Annotated in this window: 23 protein-coding genes; 14 read left to right on the top strand and 9 right to left on the bottom strand. The window is 61.3% G+C overall.

All coding sequences use genetic code 11. The features are described from left to right. Positions 1-29: 29 nt before the first annotated feature. From R0125_RS03325 to R0125_RS03335, 3 genes are all read left to right on the top strand, one after another. Positions 30-599, top strand: a complete 570-nt coding sequence (locus R0125_RS03325) for a DUF1415 domain-containing protein (protein ID WP_248182031.1) — start codon at positions 30-32, stop codon at positions 597-599. A 187-nt stretch (positions 600-786) separates the two neighbouring features. Beyond that, complete coding sequence (locus R0125_RS03330) at positions 787-1,518, top strand: spermidine synthase (RefSeq protein WP_248182030.1); 732 nt, start codon at positions 787-789, stop codon at positions 1,516-1,518. A gap of 14 nt (positions 1,519-1,532) precedes the next feature. Next, positions 1,533-2,435, top strand: coding sequence for an NAD-dependent protein deacetylase (locus R0125_RS03335; RefSeq protein ID WP_317237135.1), 903 nt, complete (start codon positions 1,533-1,535; stop codon positions 2,433-2,435). Between the two features lie 23 nt (positions 2,436-2,458). On the opposite strand, the gene R0125_RS03340 is transcribed toward R0125_RS03335, so the two are convergent. The 4 genes from R0125_RS03340 to R0125_RS03355 form a co-directional block, all read right to left on the bottom strand. Further along, a complete protein-coding gene (locus tag R0125_RS03340) occupies positions 2,459-3,286 on the bottom strand; it encodes a metal-dependent hydrolase (protein WP_317237136.1) in 828 nt (275 codons plus the stop codon). Positions 3,287-3,495: 209 nt separating this feature from the next. After that, positions 3,496-4,908: a sodium-dependent transporter gene (locus tag R0125_RS03345; protein WP_248182027.1), complete on the bottom strand. Its 1,413-nt coding sequence runs from the start codon at positions 4,906-4,908 to the stop codon at positions 3,496-3,498. 92 nt (positions 4,909-5,000) lie between these two features. Next, positions 5,001-6,101, bottom strand: a complete 1,101-nt coding sequence (locus R0125_RS03350) for a Glu/Leu/Phe/Val family dehydrogenase (protein WP_317237137.1) — start codon at positions 6,099-6,101, stop codon at positions 5,001-5,003. A gap of 116 nt (positions 6,102-6,217) precedes the next feature. Beyond that, positions 6,218-9,730: an indolepyruvate ferredoxin oxidoreductase family protein gene (locus R0125_RS03355; RefSeq protein WP_317237138.1), complete on the bottom strand. Its 3,513-nt coding sequence runs from the start codon at positions 9,728-9,730 to the stop codon at positions 6,218-6,220. 316 nt (positions 9,731-10,046) lie between these two features. On the opposite strand from R0125_RS03355, the gene R0125_RS03360 reads away from it, so the two are divergent. From R0125_RS03360 to R0125_RS03370, 3 genes are read left to right on the top strand one after another with little or no spacing between them, the layout of a single operon-like run. Continuing rightward, a complete protein-coding gene (locus R0125_RS03360; RefSeq protein ID WP_248182024.1) occupies positions 10,047-10,589 on the top strand; it encodes a hypothetical protein in 543 nt (180 codons plus the stop codon). A gap of 59 nt (positions 10,590-10,648) precedes the next feature. After that, complete coding sequence (locus R0125_RS03365) at positions 10,649-11,359, top strand: AzlC family ABC transporter permease (RefSeq protein ID WP_317237139.1); 711 nt, start codon at positions 10,649-10,651, stop codon at positions 11,357-11,359. Next, entirely contained in the window at positions 11,356-11,667 is a 312-nt protein-coding gene (locus tag R0125_RS03370; RefSeq protein ID WP_317237140.1) for an AzlD family protein, read from the top strand. Before R0125_RS03365 ends, R0125_RS03370 begins: the two co-directional genes overlap by 4 nt. A 29-nt stretch (positions 11,668-11,696) precedes the next feature. Here the strand turns inward: R0125_RS03370 and R0125_RS03375 are convergent, their stop codons facing one another. The 4 genes from R0125_RS03375 to R0125_RS03390 form a co-directional block, all read right to left on the bottom strand. Continuing rightward, entirely contained in the window at positions 11,697-12,470 is a 774-nt protein-coding gene (locus R0125_RS03375; RefSeq protein WP_248182021.1) for a DUF3750 domain-containing protein, read from the bottom strand. Continuing rightward, positions 12,471-13,136, bottom strand: a complete 666-nt coding sequence (locus R0125_RS03380) for a hypothetical protein (RefSeq protein WP_317237141.1) — start codon at positions 13,134-13,136, stop codon at positions 12,471-12,473. A gap of 87 nt (positions 13,137-13,223) precedes the next feature. Continuing rightward, complete coding sequence (locus R0125_RS03385) at positions 13,224-14,390, bottom strand: GNAT family N-acetyltransferase (protein WP_317237142.1); 1,167 nt, start codon at positions 14,388-14,390, stop codon at positions 13,224-13,226. Positions 14,391-14,446: 56 nt separating this feature from the next. Continuing rightward, entirely contained in the window at positions 14,447-14,818 is a 372-nt protein-coding gene (locus R0125_RS03390) for a hypothetical protein (protein ID WP_317237143.1), read from the bottom strand. Positions 14,819-15,002: 184 nt separating this feature from the next. Here R0125_RS03390 and R0125_RS03395 point away from each other — a divergent pair, with 184 nt between their 5' ends. Further along, positions 15,003-15,689: a response regulator transcription factor gene (locus tag R0125_RS03395; protein ID WP_248182017.1), complete on the top strand. Its 687-nt coding sequence runs from the start codon at positions 15,003-15,005 to the stop codon at positions 15,687-15,689. Further along, positions 15,686-17,008, top strand: coding sequence for a sensor histidine kinase (locus tag R0125_RS03400; protein WP_248182016.1), 1,323 nt, complete (start codon positions 15,686-15,688; stop codon positions 17,006-17,008). Before R0125_RS03395 ends, R0125_RS03400 begins: the two co-directional genes overlap by 4 nt. On the opposite strand, the gene R0125_RS03405 is transcribed toward R0125_RS03400, so the two are convergent. Then, entirely contained in the window at positions 16,955-17,164 is a 210-nt protein-coding gene (locus tag R0125_RS03405) for a hypothetical protein (protein WP_248182015.1), read from the bottom strand. The two genes, R0125_RS03400 and R0125_RS03405, sit on opposite strands and share 54 nt — an antisense overlap. A gap of 35 nt (positions 17,165-17,199) precedes the next feature. Here R0125_RS03405 and R0125_RS03410 point away from each other — a divergent pair, with 35 nt between their 5' ends. The 6 genes from R0125_RS03410 (at position 17,200) to R0125_RS03435 (ending at position 23,470) form a co-directional block, all read left to right on the top strand. Further along, positions 17,200-17,805 carry a YigZ family protein gene (locus R0125_RS03410; RefSeq protein ID WP_248182014.1) on the top strand — a complete coding sequence of 202 codons (606 nt, stop codon included), beginning with the start codon at positions 17,200-17,202 and terminating at the stop codon, positions 17,803-17,805. A gap of 61 nt (positions 17,806-17,866) precedes the next feature. After that, positions 17,867-18,415, top strand: coding sequence for a DUF4136 domain-containing protein (locus tag R0125_RS03415; RefSeq protein WP_317237144.1), 549 nt, complete (start codon positions 17,867-17,869; stop codon positions 18,413-18,415). A gap of 28 nt (positions 18,416-18,443) precedes the next feature. Continuing rightward, the gene (locus R0125_RS03420; protein WP_248182012.1) at positions 18,444-18,800 is read left to right on the top strand and encodes a translation initiation factor Sui1; all 357 of its coding nucleotides are present in this window, start codon (positions 18,444-18,446) and stop codon (positions 18,798-18,800) included. Positions 18,801-18,890: 90 nt separating this feature from the next. Further along, entirely contained in the window at positions 18,891-20,144 is a 1,254-nt protein-coding gene (locus R0125_RS03425; protein ID WP_248182011.1) for a D-amino acid dehydrogenase, read from the top strand. Between the two features lie 136 nt (positions 20,145-20,280). Next, positions 20,281-22,017 (top strand): alkaline phosphatase D family protein, encoded by a 1,737-nt coding sequence (locus R0125_RS03430; RefSeq protein ID WP_317237145.1) that lies wholly within the window; start codon positions 20,281-20,283, stop codon positions 22,015-22,017. 10 nt (positions 22,018-22,027) lie between these two features. Continuing rightward, entirely contained in the window at positions 22,028-23,470 is a 1,443-nt protein-coding gene (locus tag R0125_RS03435; protein ID WP_317237146.1) for an alkaline phosphatase PhoX, read from the top strand. The last annotated feature ends 14 nt before the right edge of the window (positions 23,471-23,484 follow it).

Here is a 23,484-nt window from a genome sequence, read left to right on the forward strand (position 1 = left end):
TTTGACTGAATCAAGGAAACGGCAAGCGCATGGGTGAGAACAAAGTTATTAATGCGACTCGAAAGTGGGTCGAAGACGTGGTCGTGGGATATAACCTGTGTCCGTTCGCCAAACGGGAACTGGTCCGGAATCGGGTTCGGTTTGTCGTATCGGAGGCAGTGACGGAAGATGAGTTACTGCAGGCGCTGCACGCCGAGCTTCAACGGTTGGATGACGAACCCGAGATCGAAACCGCTCTGTTGATCCATCCGGGTGTGCTTCGGGACTTTGGTCTCTACAATGAATTCCTGGACGCGGCAGATGGTCTGTTAGCCTACCTGGATATGGAAGGCGTCTACCAGATCGCCAGCTTTCATCCAGATTATCAGTTCGCTGAAACGGAACCTGACGCGGCGGAGAACTACACCAACCGTTCCCCGTTCCCGATGCTTCACCTGTTGCGGGAAGCCAGCCTGGAAGCAGCGATTGACAGTTATCCGGATGTGGATGAAATCCCCCAACGAAACATTGAGCTGATGGAAAAATTGGGCGAAGACAAAATGCGTAATACTCTTGCAGCATGCTTCAGTAACGCTTTACCAGAGCGGACAGGGGAGTAGAACAAAGAGCCGGTGGGTCGGGCCGTCCAAAACTGTGCGGAGCCAGGGATGGCGGAGCCCAAGCGCCCCATGGATGGGCTTGAGCGTGTTTTGGACGGCCCGACCCACCGGTGACTGCACGGACTATCAGGCTGGTAGAGGCAACTCCCAAGTAAAACCAGCCCCCACACCAGAAGAGTCGTAAGAAATGGGACTGCTTTTCGAACAAATAGACAGCCAGCCCTCGGTGATCGGTGAGATCACCCTGCGCCGAAGACGCATCCCGGCCATTGGCGATCGCGACATCTATGAGGTGAAGCTGGGCGAGGAATTCCTCATGTCCAGCATGTTTGTGGACGCCGAGGTCGCGCTGTCTGATATCGGGCTGGGCGAGACCGAAGGGGATAGCCTCAGTGTGGTGGTGGGCGGTCTTGGGCTGGGGTATACGGCCGTGGCGGCTCTCAAGCACCCGCGTGTCAGTGAGCTGCTGGTGGTGGAGTACCTGCAACCGGTGATCGGCTGGCATCAGCAGGAGCTGGTGCCGTTGGGCAAAGACCTCAATGCCGATGCACGGAACCGCTACATCCATGGCAGCTTTTTTGAGCTGGCCATCGCCGATCCGGACACCGGAGGCTTTGATCCCGCGTTACCGGGTAAGCGGTTTGATGCCATTCTGCTGGACATCGACCACTCGCCGCGGGCGCTGCTGCATAACTCCAGCGCGAGTTTCTACACCACCAACAACCTGCGCCTGATGGCACGTCAGCTCAAGCCCCGGGGCGTGTTTGCCATGTGGTCCAACGAGGGCGAGGATGAGGCATTCATGGCGGTGTTGCGGGAGGTGTTCATCGATGTGGACTGCCACGTCGTAAGTTTCTACAACCCGTTCCAGAACAGGGAATCGTTCAATACTGTTTATGTGGCCCGCAAGCCGGGCTGAAAGCCGGAGTCTGTGTGCCTGTGACCACCCATCGAAGCCGACCGTTCCGCTCCAGCCAGCGTCTGCCCGATCCGGCGCAGCCGCCGGTGTTGCACGAGCCGGACGAGGCGGGGGCGCTGCTGGCAGAGTTTATTCACCGCTACCCGAAGCTGATGGTTCTGACCGGTGCCGGGGTCAGCACCGATTCCGGCATTCCGGATTACCGGGACGGTGACGGCGCCTGGAAGCGCAAGCAGCCGGTTCAGCACAACGCGTTTATGGAAGACATTCACACCCGCCGCCGCTACTGGGGCCGCAGCCTGATCGGCTGGCCGGTGATGCGGAATGCCCGGCCGAACCCCTCCCATCATTGCATCTCCGAACTGGAACGACTCAACCACAGCCACCGGGTGGTAACCCAGAATGTGGACCGGTTGCACCAGCAAGCCGGTACCCACGCGGTGACCGATCTCCATGGTCGCGCCGATGAGGTGCTGTGCATGAGCTGTGGTTATCGCTGCCCGCGGGATGAGGTGCACGACCGCTGTGCCGATCTCAATCCCGGATTCCGGCAGTACACCGCCGACACCGCGCCGGACGGGGATGCGGATCTGAATGTGGATTTCGCGGATTTCCGTCTGGTGGATTGTCCGAAGTGTGGGGGTATTCTGAAGCCGGATGTGGTGTTTTTCGGGGATTTTGTGCCCAAAGAGCGGGTGGTTTCTGCGCTGGATGCCCTCAAGGCCTGCGATAGTCTGCTGGTGATCGGCTCATCGCTGATGGTGTATTCGGGGTTTCGCTTCTGCCGCTACGCGTCCGAATGGGACAAACCCATTGCCACGTTGAATCTTGGGCGCACCCGGGCTGATGAGCTGGTGTCGCTGAAACTGAATGCCCGCATCGGCGAGACCCTCAGGGCCTCGCTCGAGCGGTTGTAAGGGGGCCTGGATGGGGCGAACCCTCAGGCGAGATTGAGCTGCTTACGCCACTTGCGTAGCAGAAATTCGGTGTCGTGCTGCCAGGGGTGGAAGTTCGGCTTGAAGTAATCCAGGTACTCCGGAACGATCGCCGTGAACAGGCCTTTGGGGCCCCACACGCGGTTCAGACCCTTGGCCCAGGAGCGCAGGTTCAGCAGCTGCTTGTCTTCGCGCATCAGCTCCACGATAAAAGAGTGGATCGCCACCATGATCAGCGCGGTGATCAGTGCCATGCTACCCATGCGAATCGCGTAGTCCGCCACGCCCTTGTCGTAGAGCTTCTCATAGGTGTCGAAGGCAACAGCTTTGTGCTCGTTTTCTTCCACGCAGTGCCAGGCCCACAGGGTGCGCATGGAAGGATCGATGGAGTTGACCAGATCCTCACGCTTCAGCAGCTGGGCTGAGAGAATACCGGTGAAGTGCTCCAGGGCCACAGTGGCGGCCAGATGCACGCGCTTGTTGTTCAGCAGCGGCAGGTTCTTCGCCGACAGAAAGCCCCGGGTCCAGCCTTCCAGCTTCTTGATGTCAAAACCCTGATTGATAGCGCCTTCGTTGAAGTGGCCATGCTCTTTCGCGTGCATGGCTTCCTGTCCGATAAAGGCACCGATGTCCTTTTGCAGCTGCGGATCATTGATCTGGTCGCGTACCGCGCGGACGCTGTCCACAAAGAAACGCTCGCCATCCGGAAACAGCGCGGACAGGGCATTGAACAGGTGTGTCATGAACGGGTCACTGTCGACCCAGTGCCGTGGCACTTCCTCAAAACCGAAGTCCTGACGGCGTACGGGAAACGATGCGGTTACTGCTGACATGGTGTGACCTCTCTGATCCATTGTTCTATGCCGTTCACTTTACGGGACGCCCATCCGCTTTGGCCGGTTAGAAAGGGACAGAATGTGGTCACAGCTGTAAAACGGTGTGAAAAGACGTAAAGCATTGGGGCAGGAAGTACAGTCGGGGCAAGGGGGCAAAAGGCGGTAAGGGGGGGCAGGGAGACGGCAAACACCGCCTCCCTGGCGCCTTACAGCAGGTTGTAGATAAACACCACCGCTACCGCCACCGGTGTAACGAAGCGAACGGTCACCAACCACAGGTTGAACATCGCCGGCGACAGCGACAGCTCGTTTTCCATGGCCTGGCGGGACATCACCCAGCCGGCGAACAGCGCCACCAGCAACCCACCCAGCGGCAGCAGGATGTTGGCGGTGAAGAAGTCGAGCAGGTCGAAGATGGTCTTGCCTTCCAGCATCGGGATAAAGCCCAGTGGGGCCACATCCGCCCACAGGTTCAGGGACAGGATCGAGGCAATACCGAGTGCCCAGCAGACAATGCCGGCCGCCAGGGTGCTGACCGCTCGGTTCATGCCCTTTTGCTCCTCCAGCCATTCCACAATCGGTTCCAGCAGGGAAATTCCCGACGTCCAGGCCGCGAAGATCAGCAGTACAAAGAACAGGGTGCCAAACACGGTGCCCATGGGCATCTGGCCGAAGGCCAGGGGCAGGGTCTGGAAAATCAGACCGGGCCCGGCGCCTGGCTCGAGGCCATTGGCAAACACAATCGGGAAGATGGCCAGGCCCGCCAGCAGCGCCACGCCGGTGTCGATGACAGAGACTGTGATCGAGGTTTTGGCGATGGAGATGTTTTTCGGCAGGTAAGAGCCGTAGGCCATCATCACCGCCATGCCGAGGCTAAGAGTGAAGAAGGCATGGCCCAGCGCCACCAGAATGCCTGCGGTGGTGAGTTTGGAAAAGTCGGGCTGGAACAGGAAAGCTGCGGCCTCGCCAAAGTGGCCGGTGGTCATGGCGTAGCCCACCACCACCAGCAACAACACGAACAGGGCCGGCATCAGGATGCTGACGGCCCGCTCCAAGCCGGCGCGCACGCCGCGTGCGACCACCACCATGACCATCGCCATGAACAGGGTATGCCAGGCCAGCAGGGTCGTGGGGTTGCTGAGCAGCCCCGAGAAAATGGCACCAACCGCGTCGGCAGACTGGCCGGTGAGCTGGCCGCTGGCGGTGGTGCCGACATAGGAAATGGCCCAGCCGCCGATGACGGAATAGAACGAAAGAATCAGGAAGCCCGCCAGAACGCCGACGGCGCCCACCAGTTTCCAGGCCGGTTTCAACCGGTCGCGCTCGGCAATCAGGCGCAAACTGTTGACCGGGCTGCGCCCGCCGCGCCGGCCGATCATGACTTCTGCCATCATGATGGGGATGCCGACAATGGCAATGCAGAGCAGGTACACCAGAACGAAGGCGCCGCCGCCGTTCTCGCCGGTAACGTAGGGAAATTTCCAGATATTACCGAGGCCGACGGCGGAGCCGGTGGCAGCAAGGATAAAGGCGAGGCGCGACGACCAGAGGCCGCGTCTGGCGTTGGCGCCTTCCAGTGCCCCCGGATAGGTGGCCGAACCTGATGAAGTGACAGACATGACGATCTCCTGCGGTACTTGTTTTTGTCAGGGATTAAAAAAGAGGAACTGCAGAAGCCTGCAGCTCCCAAGGGGGGTGCACCGGTGTCAGGTTACCCGGTGCAAGCCAACCGCTCAGGCGCCAGCCCGGCACCCGCGGTATGTTTGTGAAACCGCTCTTCCGCCAGTTCGTTAGCGGTGGCCCCGGTGGGGCGGCCTGAACGGCTGGAACGGTTGAAAATTTCGGTCAGGGTGTCGCCGATGGTGTCCACATGGGCGCGCACGGTGCCCGGCGTGGCGCCGGTGCGCTCATAGAACACATCGATGATACCGCCGGCGTTGATGGCGAAGTCCGGGGCATAGAGAATGTCCCGATCCCGCAGCATGGCGTCGTGTTCCGGGCGCGCCAGCAGGTTGTTGGCGGCACCGGCAACGATCGGAGCCTGCAGCCGCGGGATGCTGTCGCCGTTCAGCACCGCGCCCATGGCGCAGGGAGCCACCACATCCACCGGCAGGAACAGAATGTCCTCAGCAGACGCCGGTCTGGCGCCCAGCTGATCCACTGCCCGCTGCATGTTGTCCTCGTGGATGTCGTAGACCCACAGCTCCGCGCCCGCCTCTTTCAGGTGCCTGGCGAGCCGGAAACCGACGTTGCCAATGCCCTGAATGGCGACTTTCAGACCAGTCAGATCGGTGCGATCCAGCTTGTGCTTTACAGCGGCCTGCAGGCCAATGAACGTGCCATAGGCCGTGGCCGGCGAGGGGTCGCCGTTGCTGGGGTTGCCGTCAAAACCGGTGCGGTCGGCAATACCGGCGACGTGCCGGGTGTGACGCCCCATCGCCTTGAGGTCCGGTACGCTGGTACCCGAGTCCTCCGCGGCAATGTACTGGCCGCCCAGGCTTTCCAGATGGCGGCCGAGGGCTTCCATGAGTGCCTCGGTTTTGTCTTTGCGGGGATCGCCAATGATCACCGACTTGCCGCCGCCCAGATCCAGGTTGGCCAGGGCAGACTTGTAGGTCATGCCCCGGGACAGCCGCAGCACATCACGCAGGGCTTCTTCGTCTGTGGCGTAGGGGAACATGCGGCATCCGCCCAGGGCCGGGCCGCGGGAGGTGTTGTGGATGGCCACAATGGCTTTCAGTCCGGTTTCCGGGTCACAGAAAAAGGACAGGTGTTCGTGGTTGTCGAACTCGGGATGGCTGAATACGTTCATGGCGTTTTGCCTCTCGTCCGTGGCCGCCGCTGCCCTTGTGAGGCCTGCGGAAGCGACTTGATGGAGCGGGCAGTCGGCCCGGCCCCAAGGTAGAGGCCGGCCGCCCTGTTTACAGTTTAGACCGCCGCGTTGGCGATTTGCTGATGTTCCCGCGCCTGCGGGTTGAGCTCGGCCCGCCACTGGTTGCGTTCCTTGCGGGTGGCCTGGTAAGCGTGCTCTTTCACCGGGCCGTAACCGCGGATTTTGGCCGGCAGGCTAGCCAGGTTGCGGGCCGCCACGGCGTGATCCGAGCTCAGATGCCGGAGCAGGAAGGCCACGTCGGCCTCGTATTCCCGGATGATCCTGCGTTCCAGCCGGCGGTCGGCGGTGTAGCCGAACGGGTCCAGCGGGGTGCCGCGCAGACCCCGGGCTTTGGCCAGCAGCGCGAACACGGTTTCCATCCACATTCCGAATTTGAGCTTTTTCGGCCGTTCCCCGTTCTTGCTGCGACTCAGAAGCGGGGGCGCCAGATTGAATTCCAGCTCCACTTCGCCCTCGAACTCTTCGGCAAGTTGCTTGCGCAGGCTGCCATTGCTGAACAGGCGGGCCACTTCGTACTCGTCCTTGTACGCGAGCACCTTCGCGTAGTTCTCGGCAATGGCGCGGAACAGCATCGGGTCGCGGCCCAGCCTGCCAGCAATGGCTTTCTCGGCAGCGCGCACCAGTTTCTCGTATCGTCTGGCCAGTGCGACGCTTTGATAGTCGGTCAGGTGCGCCTTGTTGCGTTCGATCAACTGATCGGTGGTTTCCATCACCTGAACCGTCTGTGCGCCGGCAGCTTTCGGTGCCGGGAACGCCAGCGCCCTGACCTTTTCCAGATCATGGGCAGCGCGGCGGCCCCACAGGAAGGCCTGCTTGTTTTTCTCGACGGACACGTTGTTCAGCTCGATGGCACGTTCGATGGACTGGGCACTCAGGGGCAGCAGGCCCTGCTGATAGGCGAAGCCCACAGTGAACAGGTTCACCGCCATGCCATCGGCCATCAGCGCCTTGGCAAGACCACCGGCATCGAGGAACCAGCTGCCGTTGGCGCGGCAGGCCTCCCGCACACTCTGCTCCATGGATTCGCCGGGGAACTGGATATCCGGATCGCGGGTGAACGCTGCGGGCATCGCCGGCTCGGCATTGACCACCGCGCGGGAAAAACGGGTGTCCAGTTTCGCCAGGGCGTCGTCGGTGGCCGCCACCATCAGGTCAAACGCCAGCATCAGGTCCGCTTCGCCGGCGGGAATCCGCACCGCGTGAATGTTTTCCTGGCGGTCGCTAATGCGTATGTGGCTGACCACGGCGCCGAACTTCTGCGCCAGGCCGGTCTGATCCAGCACCGACACTCCTTTGCCTTCGATGTGAGCCGCCATGCCCAGCAGGGCGCTGACGGTCACCACCCCGGTGCCACCCACGCCGGTGAGCAGAATGCCGTAGGGGGCGTTGCCGGACACCGGTGTTGGCTCGGGCAGGGCAGGGAAGTCGACGTCGGCGCTGACGCCGGCAGGCTTCTTTAGCTTGCCGCCCTTGACGGTGACAAAGCTGGGGCAGAAGCCACGCACGCAGGAGAAATCCTTGTTGCAGCCAGACTGGTCGATGGTGCGCTTGCGGCCCGCGTCGGTTTCCTTGGGCAGGATCGACAGGCAGTTGGACTGGATGCCGCAATCGCCACAGCCCTCGCACACGTCGGAGTGAATCATCACCCGCTGGTCGGGATCGGCCATGGTGCCGCGTTTACGACGGCGACGTTTTTCGGCGGCGCAGGTCTGATCGTAGATGATCACCGAGCAGCCCTCGAGCTCCCGCAGTTCCCGCTGAACCGCGTCCAGGTCGTTGCGGTCATGGAAGGTGGTGCGGTCGGCAAAGTCCGCGCGGGACGGGTACTTGTCAATGTCGTCACTGACCACGGCAATGCGACGAACGCCCTCGCCGTAGAGCTGGTGGCTGATCTGCTGCACGCTGAGGGTGCCATCTACCGGCTGGCCGCCGGTCATGGCCACGGCGTCGTTGTAGAGAATTTTGTAGGTGATGTTGGCGCCGGAGGCAATGGCCGCGCGAATGGCCAGCACGCCGGAATGGAAATAGGTGCCATCGCCGAGATTCTGGAACACGTGCTTCTGGCTGGTAAAGGGCGCCTGGCCAAGCCAGGTCACGCCCTCGCCACCCATCTGGGTGAAGGTGTCGGTGCCCCGATCCATCCAGGTGGCCATGTAATGGCAACCGATGCCGCCCAGGGCACGACTGCCCTCCGGCACCTGGGTGGAGGTGTTGTGGGGGCAGCCGGAACAGAAGTGCGGGGTGCGCTCCAGACGCTCCCGCGGGTTGGCGAGGCTGTGTTCTTTTTCGGTGAGGAAGTCCAGGCGTTTCTGCAGGGTGTCGTTGCAGTAGCGGCCGTCGAGCCGAGAAGCGATGGCGCGGGCCACCATGGCGGGGGTCAGTTCGGCAATGGTCGGCAGCAGATCGTGACCGTGGTCGTCCCGTTTGCCGATGACATTGGGCCGTTGGCCATCCTGCCAGCTGTAGAGCTGGGTTTTGAGCTGATCCTCGATCAGCCCCCGCTTTTCCTCCACTACCAGGATTTCTTCCAGGCCCGTGGCAAATTCGTAGATGCCCTCCGGCTCCAGCGGCCAGGGCATGGCGACCTTGTAGACGGTCAGGCCGATGGTTTCGCGTTCTTCCTGGCCCAGCCCGAGGTCGGCCAGGGCCTGAATCACGTCCAGATAGGCTTTGCCGGTGGTGACAATGCCAAATCTCGGCTGGCGGGCGGAATACACGGTGTGGTCGAGCCGGTTGGCGCGGCAGAAGGCTTTGGCGGCCTCCAGCTTATAGCGGTGCAGGCGTTCCTCCTGCGCCATGGGTTTGTCCGGCCAGCGGGAATTGAGCCCGCCTTCGGGCATCGGGAACTCGCGTGGCAGGCGAATGTCGATGCGGCTGAGATCAATGTTGGCGGAAATGGACGAATCCATGTTTTCTGCCAGGGCCTTGAAGCCCACCCAGCAGCCGCTGAAGCGGGACATGGCCCAGCCATACAGGCCCATGTCCAGAATGTCCTGGATGCCCGCCGGGTTCAGTACCGGCATCCCGGCATCGAGAAAGGCGTAGTCGCTCTGATGGGGCAGCGTGGAGGACTTGCAGGCATGGTCGTCGCCGGCCACGGCCAGCACACCACCGAAACGGGAGGTGCCGGCTGCGTTGGCGTGTTTGAAGACATCGCCGGTGCGGTCGACACCGGGACCCTTGCCGTACCACAGGCTGAACACGCCATCGTATTGGGCGCCCTCGAAGATATTGACCTGCTGGGCGCCCCAGACCGCCGTCGCACCCAGGTCCTCATTGATGCCCGGGAGAAAGTGGATGTTCTGTTTTTTCAGATAATCGCGAGCTTTCCACAGCACCTTGTCGAAACCGCCAAGGGGCGAGCCGCGGTAGCCGGAAATAAAGCCGGCGGTATTGAGGCTGTTGGCGCGATCAAGCTGGGCTTGCAGCAGGGGAAGGCGGGCCAGGGCCTGGCTGCCGTTCATGTAGACAGTGCCGGAATTTTTTTCCCAGACATCGTCAAGGCTGACGGGACGCAGCCCGTCGGGGGTGCGTGAAACATGTGGCATGTGTGAAATCCTCTCCCACCTGGCCGGATCTCGGCATGAGCGGGTATCTTGTTCTTGTCGTCCGGCTTTTGGCCGGCGGTTCGATTTCAGGTGTCCCGGTGCTCCGTTCTGGAGTGCCCTTTTGGGGCGGAACGAAAAACAAATTAGCTGCAATTGACGTTAACGTCAACGCTGAAACCGGAATCTTTAGATGCAGTCGCCATATCCCGGTTTTGCTTATCGTAAAACGATTTGAACAATCATCAGGTTAGCTGTGTTGGTTGTTTTATAATCAAGTCACATCATCTGACTCAGGGCATCTGAGTGGAGGACGATTATGAAACGGCTCTTCTATCTGGTGGACACTATCGACAGTGTCGAGAGTATTTCCGAGGATCTGCACGAGCGTGGCATTACCGACTGGCGGTTCCACATCTTCAGCAAGGATGAGGCAGGGCTCTATACCCACAGGCTGCACACCGCCAGCGTGCTTGATAAGACCGATCTGCCCCGGTTTGTGGAACGGGGAATGATCATCGGTGGCCTGTTCGCACTGTTTTTCGTGGTGCCCATTGCCACGTGGGGCGGCTTTGGCTGGCCGCTCTCTGCATATGTTGCGATGGGCGTGTTCGCGGTCATTGCCGGCGGCTGGCTCGGCGGCTTTGGCGGTATCGGCACGGAGAACTACCGCATCCGGAAATTCCACGGTGACATCGAATCCGGACGGCACCTGGTCATGGTGGATGTGCCCAAGGCCGATGCAGAGCAAATGAAGGAAGTGATGGCAAGGAATCACCCTGAAGCGAAATTGCAGGGCGAGGGCAGCAGCTTCAACAACCCGTTTGCTGCGGCAGACGGTCGGGTGCACATCGTGCATTAGGCCGTGTCTGCGGGTAACTACCTATACGCTGATTGAGGATTCTGACTTAGTTTTCTCTGATGTCTGTCGCTTCCTATCCTTATCAGCTTCAGCCGGCCAAGGTGCGCCTTGAGTTTGTCCGGCTGCTTCCCATCTCCTTGTTTGTGGTGGCGTTTGGTGCTGCCTTTGGCCTGGCCGCCATCCAGAAGGGGTTGGAGCCGCTGCAGGCGTTGCTGATGAGCGCAACCGTGTTTGCCGGCGCGTCCCAGTTTGCGGCCGTCGATATGTGGGGCGCCCAGGTTTCGGTGTTACCGTTGATCGCCGTGGTGTTCGCTATTAACTCCCGCCATCTGTTGATGGGGGCGTCACTGTACCCGATGCTCAAAGAGTTACCGCCCCGTCAGCGCTATGGCGTGTTGCTGCTGTTGACCGACGCCAACTGGGCGGTGTCGGCCCAGGAATATCAGAGTGGCCGGCGTAATCTGGAAGTGATTCTTGGCGGCGGGCTGGCATTGTGGCTGGCCTGGATGATCGGCACCCTGATGGGCGTTTACTTCGGTCGCCTGCTGCAAGACCCCCAGAGCCTGGGCGTGGACATGGTGCTCGGTTGCTTCCTGCTCGCTATGGCTCTGGGTGGCAAAAAATCCCCTCGCATTCTGGTTGCCTGGGCTGTCGCCGCGGCCGCCTCGCTGGCCGCCTACTGGTATCTGCCCCCTCACACACACGTTGTGGTCGGCGCTCTGGCGGGTGGCGTGGTCGGGTTGTTCTGGCTGGAGAAAAAACCGGTATGACCATCGAGACCAGCACCTCCGGCATATTGCTGCTCATCGCCATCATGACGGTGGTGACGCTGGCAACCCGCTATGGCGGCGTGTTCGCCATGTCGTTCGTGCGGATCAGCCCGCGCGTCGAAAGCTTTATCAACACCATGGCCAGCTCGGTGCTGATCGCCATTGTTGTGCCCATGGCCTTTGACGGCGATGCCGGCGCCCGAGCGGCTCTGCTGGTCACCGCAGTGACCATGCTGGTGTTGCGCAAACCGCTGCCGTCGATCGCTGCCGGGATTGCCGCCGCTGCGGCGGTGCGTTATCTGTTCTGAGCTTCGGGCAGGCCACCGTCGTCTTGACATTACTCTCCAGATTCGGAGGCCATCGGATTGGTATTCCTCAGTGCCAGCTCACCAATGCCCGGTAGCTTGATACCCAGACCCAGCGGGTTTATGCCCAGCGACAAGCCCAGCACGTTCAGCTCCAGCCCCTCCCGAACGCCGGCCAGCAAACCGAAATAGCCCCCCAGTGAGAGCTGATAGCCCGAGCCGCCGGGGACCGATGCGCCCACGCGATCTCCCAGATAGTCCTTGCCGATGGCATGGTTCGGCAGAGCCACGTCCAGGCCCTCGGTTTCGCGAATCACCCAGGCCACGAAGGTGTTGCTGTTGGGCCCGGGCCAGGCTTCATATTCGTCTGGATAGGGGTAGGTCTGCACCGCCTCGTAAATGCCGGGAATGAGGGCTTCGGCTTCCTCGCCACGAATGTCGGCGTACAGCACCGGTTCGGCCCCATACCAGCGGCGGTCCGGGTCTCCGGGGCGTGAATTTACCACGTACTGACGCCAGCCAGTCACCTCATGCACGTAATACTGCTCCGCTGCTTTTTCTTTCGTACTGATCCACGTATGCACGGCAAAATAGCCGCGCCAGCTCCAGGCCCGGGCACCGTACACCTGAATGATGGCTTCTTCGGTTTCCGCCGCCAGCGGGGCGATTCCGGCGCTGTCCCTGGACGCGGTCTGCCAGCTTTCGGCGCTGTGCAGGGTGCCGCTGGTGGCCAGCAGCAGAGGGCCGGCCAACATCATGAACAAACCACCGAAGAACCAGGTGGTTACTTTCAAAAATCGTCTCATTCAGCTTGTCCTGAGGGTGCGTCGTCGGATAATGGAAACCACCTGATTCATCAGTTCCCGCGCCTCCCCATCGTACAGCAGGTGGAATTTCTCCCGCTGGATATTGCGGTCGTGGGTGGTGTCGGAGGTGGCGGTATCTTTCAGCAGATCCATGTACTGGCAGGCGGCGAGATGTGCCTTGATCTCCGTATCAATCACCCTGGTGACCAGCGTGTCTACTTCCTCATGGCAGTAGGGGCGATGACGATTCAACGCATTCCTCGCTTCCAGTGCGGCGTTACGCGCTTCCAGCCGGAGTTCACCGGCCGGCTCGCCGGATTCCACTGTGCGCAGGAACATGTCCAGCCGGTCGTGCAGCAACCACAGTTGCGGCCAGATAATGTCGTACGCGGCCTTCTCGGCAGAGAATTGGGCCGATTCGGGAGCACCGCCTGCGGCACCGAGCAGGGGCGGCGGGGTGCCATTGAACTGGTTGATGCGAAGTTCGTCCATATCGCGCCAGAGGGTTTCCGTGCGTTGCTTGAGCTGGGCATCCAGGTAAGCCTGGTTTCGCCGGGCGCTGGACGAATATACGAGAGTGCCCACCGCCACGATCAGCGCGACCGCTGATATCACGAGGGCAATGCTGTTCTGGTCCATGAGGCTGATGATCTGATCCGTATCCATGGTGTGTGACCTGTCCCGATGCCTGAAGGAGGGGTTCTGAAATTATCAGGAAACCCACGCTCAGGTTATTACAAGATCGTATAAAAATTAACCAGTATTCTCCTGTCGGAACGGCAGGGCCTCCCTGGCATCATCAACATAGCGCCGGACGTGTTCCGCCTCCTCGGCGGTAAATCGTTCAATGGCCTCGTGAAATCCCGGATGGACTATGCCGTGCCAGGAGTGGGTGACCACCGGCTCGAAGCCACGGATCAGCTTGTGCTCGCCCTGGGCGCCGGCGTCAAAAGTGGACAGGCCGAGATCTATGGCCAGCTCGATGCCCTGGTAGTAGCAGGTTTCAAAATGCAGAAAGTCGTACTCTTCCAGACAGCCCCAGTAGCGGCCGTAAAGTGTGTCATCACCGGTCAGGAAAAGAGAGCCTGCGATCATGTCGTCGTCCCTGATCGCCATCACCAGGTACAGCTGTTCGGGCATGGCCGTGCGCAGCTGGCGGAAGAAAGCCTCATTCAGGTAAGGGCGTTGGCCCCGCTTGAGATAGGTTGCCTGATAGAACACATAGAAGGCCGACAGCACCTGCGCCGGCATGTCTGTGCCGGAAAAACGCCGGAAAGATACGCCGGACTCGCTGACCTGTCGGCGTTCCTTACGAAGGGACTTGCGCTTGCGTGAAGTGAGCGCGCCGAGGAAATCGTCGAATCCCCGGTATCCATGGTTGCGCCAATGGAACTGGCACCCGAGACGGTGCAGCTCCCCGGTCTTTTCAAGCAGTTGCTGATCATCGGCGTTGGGAAACAGTACGTGCCAGGAGTGGGCGCCCAGGGCATCACAGGCGCTGTCCAGCAGTTTGTGAAGCAGCTCGGGCGTCAAACCCTTGCGCAGGGTCTCACCCAGCAGCAGGCGCGGCCCCTGGCAGGGGGTGAACGGCACGGCGATCAACAGTTTGGGGTAGTACTCTTCGCCGTAGCGCCGGTAGGCATCGGCCCAGGCCCAGTCAAACACATACTCGCCCATGGAGTGGGCTTTCAGCCACGCGGGCGCCACGCCGGCCAGATCGCCGTCCAGCCAGAAAGTCAGGTGTGCGGGTGTCCAGCCGGATTCACTGGTGGTGCAGCCATTGGCCTCCAGTGCCCGCAGAAAGCGGTGCTTGAGAAACGGGTACGAGCCGGGGCAGAATGCATCCCAGTCCGGTTCTGCAATGTCTTCGATGGATGTGCAGAAACGAACGAGCGGAATTGGGGAGCCGGGTTCGGCCATGGTCGGGCAACCTCCTTGGTGATACCCGATACCATACGCCAGAACCCCGCAACTGATCACTGGCTGGCGCAGTGTTCCTGCATTTTCGCCTGCCATTTCTCCATCTTAGCGGCGCGTTTCTCTTGCTTCTCCTGATGGATCTCGTCCCAGATCTCGCGCTGCTCGTCGGTCAGCTTGAGGCGGTCGGCCATCCTGGCGTGGCGCTGCTCCATTTTGGCCTGGTATTCCTGCATCCGCGCCTCGCGGTTCTCGGGGCTGAATTTGCCGGTGCCGTTGCGCATCTGCTGACACATTTCGGCGTTGTTGTACTTGCCGTGGTGGCCGTGATGTTTGTCTCCGTGATTGCCGGCGAGCGCCAGCGGGCTGGCCAATAGCGCTGCGGACAGAAAGACGCTGGCGAGAAACCGGGGGGATGGGTGTTTGATCATCGTTGGACCCTCTTGCTCATTGGTAGAGCCGCCGAAGCAGCCCCGTGACAGTGAGGATTATGCTAACGGACAAACCTGTCAGCCGGTGTCAGTGCCGTGTAAAGGTTGTGCAAAGGAAAATCGCCAGAAAAAGACACCGCAGGCCAGCGTGTTAGACTGAATCGTGTCAATCGGGAGGAGAGTCATGCAGAACAGGGTATTGCTGGTTGAGGACGACGATGAGCTACGGCAATTGCTGGCCCGCTACCTGACCAATCAGGGTTTCAGTGTGCGCGAGGCGGCGACCGGCAACGACGGGCTGTCGCTGGCCCGTGGCCAGAACTGCGACATTGTAGTCCTGGATATCATGTTGCCGGACATCAGCGGACTCGACGTGTTGCGGGCCCTGCGTGCCGAAACCCACCTCCCGGTGGTGCTGCTCACGGCCCGGGGTGATGAGACCGACCGCATTGTCGGCTTCGAGGTGGGGGCCGACGATTACATCCCCAAGCCCTGTAACCCGCGGGAACTGGTGGCGCGGCTGCAGGCCCTGCTGCGCCGCATCGCCTGGGATCAGGCGGTTGATCTGGACGCTTCCCGCACCTATGGCGACCTGCGGGTGGAGCCTGCCCATCGCCGGATCTATCAGGATGACAACCCGCTCGAACTCACCGCCACGGAATATGAGGTGCTTCAGGTGTTGCTCGCCCATGCCGGCAGCGTGGTCCGTAAAACCGACCTGATGCAGTGGGCGCTGGGACGACGGCTCGAAGCCCATGACCGGACCCTGGACATGCACATCAGCAACCTGCGCAAGAAGCTGGGTAACGACGATCCGCCACGGATCGAGACCGTACGAGGGCTGGGCTACAGCTATCGGGTGCCGGCATGACGCGGCGCGTGGTGTTTCCGCTGTTCTGGCGAATTTTCCTGTCTATCTGGCTGGCCATGGCGATCACCATGCTGATCAGCAACGTTGCCACACGGGCGCTTATGGATCGTGAGCGCGCGTCCATCGAGCGTCAGGTCGGCCTGAGGGAGTTGGGCCTGGAGGCATTAACGGTGCGCCGGAGTGAGGGCCGGGGGCCGGCCTGGCGCTTTCTGAGAGCGCAGGGCGAACGCCTGGAACTGCACCTCATTCTGGTGGAGAACGATGAGCAGGATGGCCGCTTGCCCTCGGCCATCCGTGAGCGCCTGAAGTCAGGCTGGTACCGGCAGCGCCCCGCGGTGATTGAGGTTGGTGAGGGGTACCGGTTGGTGGCCTGGCCACGGATGGACGGTGAGGGTTGGCTCGACCCGCGCTTTTTCCGTGTGCTGGAGATGGCGCTTGCTTTTGTGTTGATTACACTGGCTTGCTGGTGGATTGCCCGGTTGGTCTCGCGACCGCTCCGACATATGGAAACCACTGCCCGGGACATCGCTGGCGGTAACACCCAGTTGCGGGTCAGTGACCAGATTGCCGGCCGGCGGGACGAAGTCGGGCAGCTGGCGGCTGCTTTCAACGCCATGACCGAGCAGCTTTGCAGTCTGCTTGATCGGCAGAAACATCTGCTGCGGGACATTTCCCACGACCTGAGAACGCCGCTGACCCGGCAGCGGATCGCCATCGAACTGGCCAGTGAAAGCGGAACGGACGAAGACCTGCTGGCGAGCATTCTCCGCCAGAACGAGCGCCTGGAAGCCATGACCTCGCAGATTCTCACGCTCTATCGGGTGTCGGAAGAGGGGCGCGACATTCCCCGCGAGGCGGTTCAGCCGGTGATCGTGATCAACGATGTGCTGCAGGACGCAGCCGACTATGCCGAGCATCGGGGGGTGGACTGCCAGTTAACGATCAGTCCGGATTGTCCGGGGGTATCCGTGCTGGGAGATCAGGGATTGTTGCAACGGGCTTTCGATAACATCGTACAGAACGCCCTCGATCACACCAGCCCGCGTCATGCGGTTCACGTCTGCATGAACAAGGTGGATGGCGCTCTGGTCACGGTGATCGAGGACGAAGGCCCGGGGGTGCCCCCGGAGATGCTGCCCCATCTGTTCGAGCCGTTCTACCGGGCTGACAAATCCCGTGGAGGTAAGGGTTGGGGCCTCGGGCTGGCCATTGCGCGGGATATTGTGGCGGCCCATGATGGTGACATTCGGGCAGACCTTGCTGTTTCAGGCGGGCTTCGGGTGACCGTCATCCTGCCGGTCTTTACCGATGTCAGCTGACACATCGGTAGCCGGGGCGTCAGGTTTGAGTTCCGCTGCGCGAGAGAAATCGATGCCCTCAATTTCGCCTTCGTCATAGCGGATGCCGCAGCCGGCTTTTCGGATTTTCGCAGGCGGTGCGGTGCCAGCTGAGACGGGATCGTCTTCATTTTCCACGTTGGATTTCCTCGGTGTGCGCGGAGCGCGAGTAGATGAACAAGAACTACCCTGTTCCCGCAGGATACCTTGAGCGGGAAACGGAGATAAAGAAAAGCCGGTTTATCGCCCGTATTGCTCACGTGAGCAGCCGTGACGAGGTGCGCGCGTGGCTTGATCAGGCCCACCGGGATCATCCGGACGCCCGCCACATCTGCTGGGCCTACCAGTTGGGGCGCCCGGGATCGGCGGCGGAAGCGGCGATGAACGACGATGGCGAGCCGTCGGGCACCGCGGGTAAGCCGATTCTCGGGGTGATCCAGCACAAGGATATGGGGGACGTGCTGGTGATGGTGATTCGCTATTTTGGCGGCATCAAACTGGGTGCTGGCGGCCTGGTCCGCGCCTACGCCGGAGCTGCCGAGAGCGTGTTGTCTGCAGTGGAACGGTCGGTGCAGCAGGCCATGGACGCGGTTGATGTGACCATGGGGTTTGCCGATGAGCAGCCCTTGCGGCACTGGTGCGAAACTCACGAGGCGTTGTTGGTCGCGGTGGAGTACGGTGCCAGCGTCAACGCGCGGGTGCAGGTGCCGGCGGATCATAGCGAGGCCTTTGCCGCTTTTTGTGAGGCCCACAAACTCGATTACCGTTTCGAAAGGTAGGGAACCCTCGCTACATCTCTGACCGTTCGGAGTGCGTATACTTTACACAAGGAAATCAGACATGAGGTGTACTATGACGATTCGCGCGGTTGTGGCATCCCTGACGATGCTGTTGCTGGCCGGTTGTGCCAGCAACGTGGTGACCGATTACGACTCGGCCGCCGTTTTCGGTAACTACTCATCCTGGGCATTCCCCGAGCGCGGTGGCGACAGTGCGTCTTTCGAATCGCTGGATGATAGCCGGATTCGCGCTGCGGTTGAGCGCGAGCTGAACCGGAAGGGGCTCGACAAGGCCGGGGCAGATGTCGCGGATTTGCTGGTGACCTGGCAAATTGTCGAGGAGGAACGGCTCGAACGTTCCGGCCTGGGGTTCGGTCTCGGCATCGGTCGTGGTAACTTTGGCTGGGGGCTGTCTACGGCACCGCCGATTCGTGAAGTGCAGGAAGGCAAGCTGGTGGTCGAGCTTGTTGATGCGCAGAGCGAGCGTGTGGTGTGGCGTGCGGCAAGCCGGCGTTACCTCAACGAGGACCAATCGCCGGAATACCGCCGCGAGCTGATCGACGAAGTAGTCGCGGACATGTTTACCGAGTACCCCCCGGGACTGAAGTAGGGCGTGAAACACTGTAATCGGAGTACCAATGAAGTCGAGATCCGCTGGTGGCCTGGTTTTTTCCACTGAGCAGGGCCGCATGTGCCCGGACTGCCGCCATCCCGTTGCTGACTGTTGCTGCGGCCAGCCGTCCCGGCCGGCCGGTGACGGGGTGGTGCGGGTCAGTCGCGAAACTAAGGGTCGCAAGGGCAAGGGCGTCACCCTTGTGACCGGAATCCCCCTGGACGATAAAGAACTCAAGGCCCTTGCGAAGGTACTGAAAGCCCGGTGTGGGACCGGCGGCACCGTCAAGGACGGTGTCGTTGAAATCCAGGGGGACCAGCGGGACATCCTCGTGCCGCTGCTTCAGGCCAAAGGCTGGACCGTCAAACGGGCCGGCGGCTGATGATCTAACACCCAATGCCGGCCCCGGACGCTAGACTGGGGCCCGGTCCATGGTGTCCCGCACGGGACTCACGCTTAGCGGAGGATAAGGATGCACGTAATGGTGCTGGGTGCAGGTGTTGTTGGTGTTACCACCGCCTGGTTTTTGCGCAAACAAGGCCATGAGGTCACCGTTATTGACCGGCAGAGCAAAGCCGGCCTGGAGACCAGTTATGCCAACGGTGGGCAGATATCGGTGTCTCACGCCGAGCCCTGGGCCAATCCCTCGGCGCCGTTGAAAGTACTCAAGTGGCTGACCCAACCGGACGCGCCGCTGTTGTTCCGGCCCCGTTTTGACCTGGCCCAGTGGCGCTGGGCGCTGTCTTTCCTCAAGGAGTGCACGTCGGCGCGTGCGGCCTATAACATTCGCCAGATGGTGAACCTGGGTACCTACAGCCGATCGCAGTTGCAGGCCCTGCGCCAGGAGGCCGGGCTGGAGTACGATCACCTCGAGAAGGGCATACTGCACTTCTACACCAGTCAGCAGGAATTCGATGCCGCTCTTGAGCCCACACGGCTGATGCGGGATCTCGGTTGCGACCGCCAGGTGATCGATGCTGCCCGCGCCGTTGAGCTGGAGCCGGCGCTGGCGCCGATCCGCGATCGCATCGCCGGGGCCACTTACACCTCCGAGGACGAATCCGGCGACGCCCGGAAGTTCACCCAGGCACTGGCGCGCAAGGCAGAGGAAGCCGGCGTGCACTTTCTGTACGGCACCGACATCCTCGGTTTCGACAAGACCCGGGAGCGGGTTCTTGGTGTGCAGACCCTCTGTGAGGGCCGCCACGAAACCCAGCGTGCCGATGCCTATGTGCTTAGCCTGGGCAGCTTCAGTGCGATACTGGCGCGGCAACTGGGTCTGTTCCTGAATATCTACCCCGCCAAGGGGTATTCCATCACCGTACCGGTCAGGAACGAGGCCGCGGCGTTCAAGGTCAGCCTGACTGACGACGAGTACAAACTGGTGTACTCACGCCTCGGGGATCGCATCCGTGTTGCCGGCACCGCCGAGCTCAACGGCTATAACCGGGATCTGGATTACACCCGGTGCCGGGCGATCGTCCGCCGCACCGCGGAAGTGATGCCTGAGGCCGCGTACTGGGACCAGGCTGAATTCTGGACCGGACTGCGCCCGGCAACGCCATCCAATGTGCCCTACATCGGTAAAAGTCATTTCGGCAATCTGTATCTAAATACGGGCCACGGCACCCTGGGCTGGACCCATTCCTGCGGTTCTGCCGCGGCCATAGCGGACATCATTGACGGTCGCACGCCGGATGTGGATTTCGCGTTTTGCGGTTTGTAGATCCGTAACCGGTTAATTTGGCCCAATGTGCGGGGTGCCTGTCATTCGCGAGTAATAGACTGTTTTCAATCTGTGATCTCCATCACAACAAGTGATCGACGACCGTCGGCTCACAATCAAGAATCCGGAGAGCAGAATGAACAAGCAACGCCGTTTGGTGCTCAAGGGCCTCGCCGCCACATCTCTCGGCGCGTTGACGGCCTGTGGGGGCGGTGGTTCGGGCAGCGGGGCCGCGGCCAGAGTCTCCGGGCCGGGTAACGTCGCCGGTGACAGCAACAGTCAGCGCGCTCCTGCGGTCGCATTCAACCACGGCGTTGCCTCAGGCGATCCTCTCGCCGACCGCGTCGTGCTGTGGACCCGTGTCACTCCGGCAGACGCGCTTGCCCGGGACGCAGGTGTCATACCGGTCAGGGTAACCGTTGCCCGGGATCGGGACATGCAGGAACGCGTCGGTCAGATCCAGACAACCACCGGACAGGCTCAGGATTTTTGCGTCAAGGTGGATGCGGCGGGATTGCAGGCGGACACCTGGTATTACTATCAGTTTTCTGTCGGTGATCAGACTTCCCCGGTGGGCCGAACCCGCACCTTCCCAGCTTCGGGTATGCCGGCTGAACGTGCCCGATTCGCCGTGGTGTCCTGCTCGAATTATGCCTTTGGTCTTTTTTCCGTTTATAAAGCCGTGAGTGACCAGAGCGACCTGGACTTTATCCTGCACCTCGGTGACTACATCTACGAATACGGTCCGGGTGAGTACGGTGACTTTCCCGACCGCGACCCGCTGCCTGCCCATGAGATTCTCGAACTGTCGGATTACCGGCAGCGCCACGCCCAGTACAAGACCGACAGCAACTTGCAAGCGGTACATCAGCAGTTTCCGATGATCTGCATCTGGGATGACCACGAGTCTGCCAACGACAGTCATCGGGACGGCGCGGAGAACCACGATGAAGCGACCGAGGGCGCCTGGACCAATCGCTGTGAGGCCGCGATCCAGGCCTATTTCGAGTGGTTGCCGATTCGCGAGGTGGTCGCAGACAGCGGTCGGATCTGGCGACGCTTCGAGTTCGGCCGGTTGATTGACCTCTTTATGCTGGACACCCGCCTTGAGGGTCGGGATGCGCAGGTGTCTTCGCCTGCCGATCCCGCCCGCTTTGACGACCAGCGCCGCATCATGAGTGAGCAGCAGATGAGCTGGCTCAGGGAGGGTCTGATGACGTCCGACGCCCACTGGCGGATGATTGGTCAGCAGGTCATGTTTTCCGAGCTGAACATTGTCCGGACGCTGGACGCGGCCCGCACCCTGGGGCTGGAGGATATCTCCGCCTTCAACGGTCAGTTGCTGTCACTGAACATGGACCAGTGGGACGGTTATGTGGCTGACCGGGAGGCGATACTCCAGACCCTGTCCGGGCAGGGCATCGATAACACGGTATTTTTCACCGGGGACATCCACACCTCCTGGGCAAACGAAGTCTACGCGGATCCCGGCAGTCTGCTGGAGAACGCGCTGACGGATCCCCTTGCCGCCGAGTTCGTGACGCCCTCGGTTACCTCTCCGGGTTTTCCCGAGCAAATCGCCGGTCTTGCGGGTGTCGCTGTCCAGCTGGCCAATCCGCACATGAAGTACGTGGAGCTCAAATCGCCGGGCTTCATGCTGGTGGATGTGACAGCCCAGCGTACCCAGGCCGAGTTTCTGTATGTCAGGAGCATCTCCAGTGTCGATCAGCTCGGCGAGATTGATCTGGCCATGAGCAAGGTGGTGGGTGTCGACAGCGGCAGCAGCCGCATTTACCAGGATCGGCCCCGGTCCACGCCTCGCGCCGTCCGCACGGCGCTGTTGCATCCGCCCGTGCGTGAAACTGTCAGCTAAGGAGTACACGATGTCCCGATTCATTATCCCCCAGGGTCCCCACTGGTCGCGCCGAGACGTTCTGAGAACCCTGTTTTTTACCGCAGGTGCCGTGGGTTCTGCCTCGTGGTTGTCGGGGTGTGGCGGTTCCGGTTCCGGCGCCTCAGGCGCCACCCTGCCGCCACCGCCGGGCATGGGAGAGGCTCCGGACGGAGAAGTACTGCCCGAAACCGTTGAAAAGCTTCTCGGGCGTTTCAGGAATATCGGTCCTTTGCGGGCACCCGACGTTCATGGCGTTCGCACGCCCGAGGGGTTTGCCACCCGGATTGTGGCGATCAACGGAGAGTTGCCACAGCCCCAAGGGATGGCTGTGATGGGTCCCCGCACCGGGGGTATCGGGAACCGGCCGTGGCATATTTTCCCGGATGGCGGTGGGGTGGTGCCCCGTGATAACGGCGGTTGGATCTACATCAGCAACAGCGAAGTGCCCGGCGTCGGCAGCATCGGCTTCACCTTCCCCCAGTTGGCGGATCTTACCAATGTGCTTGAGGAGTTCACTCCGGGCCTGGCTCAGGTGGGCACGCTGGTTTTCGATCCGGACGGGACGCTGGTGGACTCGTACACCATCCTCACTGGCACGACCTTCAACTGCGCCGGTTGCGTGACCCCCTGGAAATCCTGGCTGTCCTGTGAGGAATTCCCCAACGGCCAGGTCTGGGAGTGTGACCCGTATCAGCCCGGTGATGGTGTGCCGCGACCGACACTCGGCTTTTTCTCCCATGAAGCCACTGCCATCGATCCGGACGAGCGCCTGTTCTACCTCACAGAGGACATGCCGGACGGACGCTTTTACCGATGGATTCCGGATCCTTCTGATTGGCCGGAAGGCAGCGACAGAGCCGCCTTGCAGGCTGGCCGGTTGCAAATGCTGGCTGTGGGCGGAAATGGCGTGCAAGCTGCCGTGGATGGGCCCCAGGCGATCACCTGGGTGGATGTCCAGAACCCCCACGAACCGCAGCACCAGAACCGGTTACCGGAATCGACCGTTTTCGATGGCGGCGAAGGTGTCTGGTTCTTCCGCGGCGTTGTCTACTTCGCCACCAAGGGCGATGACCGGATCTGGGCCGTCGATACGCTGGCCCAGACCATTGAAGTGATCTATGACCGCGCCACGGCGGTTGCGCCAAACGACATTCTCTCCGGTGTGGACAACCTGTTTGTCACCTCGCAGGGGGACATTCTGGTGGCGGAGGACGGGGGTGACATGCAGGTCGTAGTGATCCTTCCGGATGGCAACCTGAAACCGCTGTTACAGATAGTCGGGCAGGACGCCTCGGAAATTGCAGGGATCGCGTTCTCGCCGGATGGTGGACGAATGTATTTCACGTCGGACCGGGGCGGCCGAAACGGTCTGGGCGGGTTTACCAACGGGCTCGGGATGGTCTACGAACTGATCCTGCCCGAGGATATTTAAGGCCGTTAAACGGG

Source organism: Marinobacter sp. M-5 (assembly GCF_032911545.1).
GTDB lineage: Bacteria > Pseudomonadota > Gammaproteobacteria > Pseudomonadales > Oleiphilaceae > Marinobacter > Marinobacter goseongensis.